3 protein-coding genes are annotated in these 4,912 nt (G+C 66.4%); 1 reads left to right on the forward strand and 2 read right to left on the reverse strand.

Going from position 1 to position 4,912, the window contains the following annotated elements; translation table 11 throughout:
- Nucleotides 1–1,742: TonB-dependent receptor plug domain-containing protein (locus ACXJKR_RS24270; RefSeq protein WP_457324991.1), on the reverse strand; the 1,742-nt coding region annotated here is incomplete at its 3' end.
- Between the two features lie 158 nt (nt 1,743–1,900).
- Complete coding sequence (locus tag ACXJKR_RS24275; RefSeq protein WP_457324992.1) at nt 1,901–4,399, reverse strand: glycosyl hydrolase 2 galactose-binding domain-containing protein; 2,499 nt, start codon at nt 4,397–4,399, stop codon at nt 1,901–1,903.
- Nucleotides 4,400–4,716: 317 nt separating this feature from the next.
- Here ACXJKR_RS24275 and ACXJKR_RS24280 point away from each other — a divergent pair.
- Nucleotides 4,717–4,912: hypothetical protein (locus ACXJKR_RS24280; protein WP_457324993.1), on the forward strand; the 196-nt coding region annotated here is incomplete at its 3' end.

Here is a 4,912-nt window from a genome sequence, read left to right on the forward strand (position 1 = left end):
GTGTCGTAGTAGCTGTGCAGCGTTGCGTAGGACTCCGGGTAGTTCGACGCGACGGCCATCTTCGGCAGCACCAGCGACGCCACCGAGTTCTTGCCGTTCATGAAGTTGTTGAAGTTCTTGACCTGGGTCTCGCCACCAAAGCGAGACAGGTAGGCGAGGCTTCTGATCGGGTGCCAATCCCAGGACTGGTCCCGGGCGCCGGCATCAAACTCGGCCGACTGCCAGCTCTGCGTGACGGCCTTCCAGTTGTAGCCGGGGTTGCTGACGACGTTGTTCGTGTCGCGGTCCGTCAGGCGCAGGCCGACGCGCAGGTCGTGCAGCACCGGATGGTCGAACACGTAGCGGATGTCGCCCTTCCACGCCTTCTGCTTCGCCCGGCTCCTGTCCAGGTGCTCCATCGTGAAACCCCAGTAGTACTTGGAGGGGTCTTGCAGGAAAGCCTTGTCCGTGTCATCCAGGATCAGGCGCGGCATGCCACCCGACAGGTCCACGGTTTCCTTCGGCATGTTGATGCCGGTGGCCACGGTGGAGTCGAAGTTGCTCGTGGTGGACTCGATGAACTGGAAGTCGTTGGACACGCGCAGAGCGGGAGTCGGCGTCCAGACCAGGTTGAAGGTGGTTTCCTTCGTGAGCGAATTGCGCTTGGAGAAGCGCGTGTTCGCGTTGAAAGGAATGCCGCCGTGCCCCGGGTCGGTGATCGTGCCCGTCTGCAGGGCACCGCTGGGACCCCACTTCGCGTCTGCCGCCACGATCGAGGTGTACGGATCGGCTTGGCTGTCGATCGAGCTTTCGTCCCAGAAGTTGTTGTACTTGGAACTGAAGTGCGTCAGCGCAGCCGCCAGGGTGTCGTTCTTCCACTGGCCGGCGATATAGGTGCCCTGGCGCGTGCGATCGAACTCGAGCGAGCGCCAGCCCACGGCCTTCGGGAACCAATGGTTGCCGGGCAGCGGCTCGTAATAAGTGTTGTTGTCGGCGTCCGTCTTGGTCGATTTCTGAACGGTCTGGAAATACGGGTCGACGAACATGCCGTCGGTGCGCGTGGCGCTTTCCGAGTGGGCCACGTCAAGCAACAGGCCGATCTTGCCGATGTCGGTGTTCCAGGTGTTGGACAGCAGCGCCGAGACCGACGGCTTCTTCTTGTTGCCGAGCTGGTTGTTGGTGATCGAAACGCTGACACCGGCCTTGAAGCCGTTGTAGTCGAACGGCAGCGCCGTGCGCAGGTTCACCAAGCCGCCGATAGCGCCTTCGATCTGCTCGGCCGAGGGGTTCTTGTAGACGTCCACGCCGGCCATCAGTTCGGGCGGCACGTCCTCGAAGCTGAGGCCACGGCCGCCGTTGGCCGAGAAGGTCTCGCGGCCGTTCAGTTGCGACGACACATAGGTCAGGCCGCGGATGATCACGCCCGAACCTTCCGCCGAGAAGCGCCCCGGGTCGCCGCGAGCCATCACTCGGTCCATCGTCACGCCGACGATGCGCTGCAGCACTTCGCTAACGGAGCGGTCCGGAAGCTTGCCGATGTCGTCGGCAACGATGGAATCAACGATCTCATCAGAGTTCTGCTTGATCTTCTGAGCTGACTGCAGCGCAGCGCGCTGCCCCGACACAACTACTGTCTCCAATGCTTGTGGCGCATTTGCGGCCGGAGCTGGCGCGGGCGTGTTCTGCGCCAGCGCCGGTGTGGCTGCCCAGACCAGCGCCTGTACGGCGGCCAGGGACAGCGTTGTCCTCTTGAAATGTCTCATCCTCTTTGCTCCTCTTCGGTGGGAAACACTCAGCCCCTGCGGGCCTCGTGCCGGTCCTGCTGGTTTCTATGCCGCAGGTATTTGGTAACGCTAACAATGTCCAAACAATCGGACATCCGGACTACTAGGGATAGGGGATATACGCATGGCTCCTGCATTCAACCCTCCTTTCTCCGCAGATGGATGTGCTGCGCTGGCAACTCGAGCGCCACGGTTTCCAAGGAAACTGGTAGCGCTATCTTTGAGCCAACGAGGCGCTCGGCGCCAGGCACCAGATCGATGAAGTTGTCCGCCAGATCCAGGCCCGGGTGCTGGAGCCAAAGGCCTTTGACCGGTCGATCGCAGCTCAGTCGCAAGGCCTGGCCCTCGGCCTGGATGGCGATGCGCGCGCCGGCCAGGCGGTAGAACTTGAAGGGCTCGGTCCAGGCGCAATCCCGCGCGAGCTCGTGGCCGTCCGCATCGAAGGCGCACAACTCGGCGACGACCGGCTCGTCAAAGCCCGGCAGAGGCTGGGTCGTCTCGACGCTGGTCGACGCTGGAACCGCTTGCAAGACGCGGGTGCTGGCGAGCTGGCGTCCATCCATCGCGAACAGGCGCAGCTGCAACGCCAGTTCACAGGCCTGAGCCTCGCCGTTCATGACGGACAGCCGCGCCTGCCCTGCCTCCAGCCGCACGGCTACGGCCAGCGGCGCCAGGGCGCGGCGCACGGCATGCCAGGCCGGCTTGACGGTGCCCGAAGAGTCGATGAGGGCCCAGCTCGTCACAGGCCAGCAATCGTTGAGCTGCCAGACCAGGGCACCGCCCACGGCGCGCGCGCCGGGCCGCTGCCAGCGGCGGCGGAAGTCCTGGTAGGCCACCCGCATGGCCTCGGCCTGCACGAACTGCGTCGCGTAGACGTGATCCGCCAGCGTGCCGCCCACGCGCAGGTTGTCGGCCAGATAGACCGACAGGCGCCGATGCCCGTCCGGCCCCGCCGCCGAGCCGGCCTTGTTGTGCCACTGCACCGTGCGGCTCTCGGGGAAGCGCTCGGCTTTGGGCAGCACCGATTCGAACAAGGCCAGCGAGGGATGCGACTGCATGCCGAATTCGCTGACGAAGCGCGCCTGCACGTCGCCATAGCGTTGGTAGGGCAGCATCTGCTGGTGCCAGACCTCCCAGCTGTGGCGGTCGCCCACGGTCGCGTCGGAGGACCTGGCGCCGTCGCCTGGGGTGAAAGGGCTGCCCGGCCAGTAGGCGGTATCCGGGTCCAGCGCCGCGCAGACCTCGGGCAGCAGACCCTCGTAGATCGCTCGCGCCTCGAAGCGTTCGGCCGGCACGCCCGGGCCGGCCAGGCCGACGGACTCGGCCAGCATGTAGTCCTCGTTGTTGCCGCACCAGAGCGCCATGCAGGCGTGGTGGCGCAGACGCTTCACGGCGCTCTCAGCCTCCGCACGCACGCTGGCGAGGTAGTCGGCGTTGGCGGGGTAGAGACCACAGGCGAACATGAAGTCCTGCCAGACCAGCAGGCCGAGTTCGTCGCAGGCCTCATAGAAAGCCTCGTGCTCATAGATGCCGCCGCCCCAGACGCGCAGCATGTTCATGTTGGCCGCCGCCGCCTGGGCCACGCGCTCGCGGTAGCGCGCCGGCGTGATGCGCTCCAGCAGGTTGTCGTCGGGGATCCAGTTCGCGCCGCCGGCAAAGAAGGCCCGGCCGTTGACCTCGAAATGGAAGCTGCTGCCCGCCTCGCCTTCGACGGGGACCTGCACAAGGCGCAGCGTGCGCAGGCCGATGCGGCGGCTGTCCTGCGCCACGACCTGATCGCCGTCCAGCAAGTGGGCCACCAGCGTGTACAGCGGTTGCCCGCCCAGGCCGCGGGGCCACCAGAGCTGGGCCTCGCTGACATTCAGGGTCGCACACGCTGCATCGGCTGGCACGACCTGGCGGGCCACGCTGCGGCCGTCGGCGTCCAGCAGCTCGAAGGCGCAGCGCAAGCCGGCGGCACCGGCGGGCCGCGCCGAGACCTGCAGCGTCGCGCGCCGCCCGGCCACGTCAACCTCGCTGCGGCAGTGCAAGTCGTCGATGCGCGCCGACCAGCTGTGCCGGCGCACCGCGCGCCAAGGGCCGCTGACGAGGAGCTCGGGGCCCCAGTCCCAGCCAAAGTGGTACTGCGCCTTGCGGGCATGCAGACGAGCGCTGTCGCCGTTCCAAAGCTGACGCTTGCCATGCACGGCCTCGACCTCGCGGGCACGCCCCAGCGGCGGCTCGAAGCACAGCAGCAGTTCGTTGCGCCCGGGCTGCAGGCGGCGGCGCACGTCGACCCGGCGCGGCACGAACATGTTGTCCGATGCCAGCAGCTTCTCGCCGTTGAGCCAGACGCTGCAATAGGTGTCCAGACCCTCGAAGACCAGGTCCTCGTGGTCGGCCAGCGCGCCGGCCTCGAAGCCCAGCCGCCAGGCCCAGCGGCGCTCGCCGACCCAGCGCACCTCGGTCTCGTTCATGCCGTAGAAGGGATCGGGAATGCGCCCGGCCGCCAGCAACGCGCCATGGGCCGTGCCGGGCACTGTGGCCGGCAGCCAGGCATCAGCGGGCAGAGCCGACAGCGCCGGCCCGCCAAGGCCCTCGGGCGCCTCGGCCAGCAGCCAGTCGTCGTGCAGATCGATCAGTCGTTCAGGGCTCACGTGTCGGAGTCGTTGCGGTTGCGTTGCACACCAGCCCGCGGCGGGAGACCCCGAGCCGAACGGCACGCTTCGCCGATCAGCCTCTGCGCCGCGCCTCAACGCGGCCGCGGCTTGTCTCCTGCTTCGCCACAAGCAAAGCTAAACATTGTTCTGTTGCGCATTCTGTTTCTCTACGACAACGCTAGCACTCGGGGATATTCCTGATGTTTTCTGGAAGAGACAGTCAACACAGCCGCTCAACTGCCGCACATAATCCCGTCCGTTTAGTAAACAACAACGAGACAAAGTGGCCAAGCCGGCCACGCGCTTCCCCCGCAATGAAAGCCCTGCTCACCCAGGCGGCGCTGGTCCTCGGTCTCGCTGCCGGCGTGCCACTCGCCCACGCCGCCCGCCTGGTCATCTGGATGGTGGGCGACGACAAGACGCCTCAGGTCATGCAGCCGGCCGTCGCCGCTTTCCGCTCCACCCATCCGGATGTCACCGTGGAAGTGCGCGACGTGCCCTGGGCTGACG

Source organism: Roseateles sp. P5_E11, assembly GCF_054049355.1.